Source organism: Zoogloea oryzae, assembly GCF_030161255.1.
GTDB classification, from domain to species: Bacteria; Pseudomonadota; Gammaproteobacteria; order Burkholderiales; family Rhodocyclaceae; genus Zoogloea; species Zoogloea oryzae.
Window position 1 is genome coordinate 1 of record NZ_BSPX01000244.1, and the last position, 811, is coordinate 811.

General features: G+C 40.1%; 1 pseudogene. It reads right to left on the bottom strand.

What is annotated here, in order from left to right:
* Positions 1 to 811, bottom strand: a pseudogene (gene rpoB, locus QQK25_RS24895) (DNA-directed RNA polymerase subunit beta); the annotation flags it as partial.

Consider the following 811-nt stretch of genomic DNA (forward strand, 5'->3'; position numbering starts at 1 on the left):
CCTAATATTACAATTCCATTACTGTCTAAATTCCGGAGTAAATGGGCTTCTAAATGTGGGATTTCCTTAGTTATCCGTTCAGGGCCTTGGCTTGTCACATAAGTCTGAATTTCATATTTACGTATGTGAAAAGAAGTATAAATATCATCATATACTAAACGTTCACTAATTAGTACGGCATCTTCAAAATTGTAGCCCTCCCACGGCATATAAGCTACTAATACGTTTTTTCCCAAAGAGAGTTCACCCCCAACTGTAGCAGCACCATCTGCTAAAATTTGTCCCTTTTTAATATATTTGCCCCGGAGAACTTGGGATTTTTGATGCATAAAAGTATTTTTGTTGGAACGTTGATACGTAATCAAAGGAATATCAAAAATATCTCCATTACTTGACAAAAGGATCTTATCAGTATCGGTATAAAGGATCTTCCCCTTGTGTTCGGCTATAATGGAAACCCCTGAATCTAGAGCTGCTTGTCGTTCCAACCCAGTTCCAACAATGCACTTCTCAGATCGAGAAAGTGCAACCGCTTGACGTTGCATATTAGATCCCATTAAAGCCCTCGTCGCATCATTGTGCTCAATAAAAGGAATGAGGGAAGCTCCAATAGAAAAATAATGAAAGGGAAAAATGCTCCGAAGATGAATCTGTTCCCACGCAATAGTCAGGAATTCTTGGCGGTATCGAGCGGGAACAACCTGTTCTTCCTGAATACCCGGATTCAACGCCAAAGCATTTCCAGCAGCGACCCTATAATATTCATCTCTACCTGGGGGTAAATAAACCACCCGTATCCCTTTTGATCTTT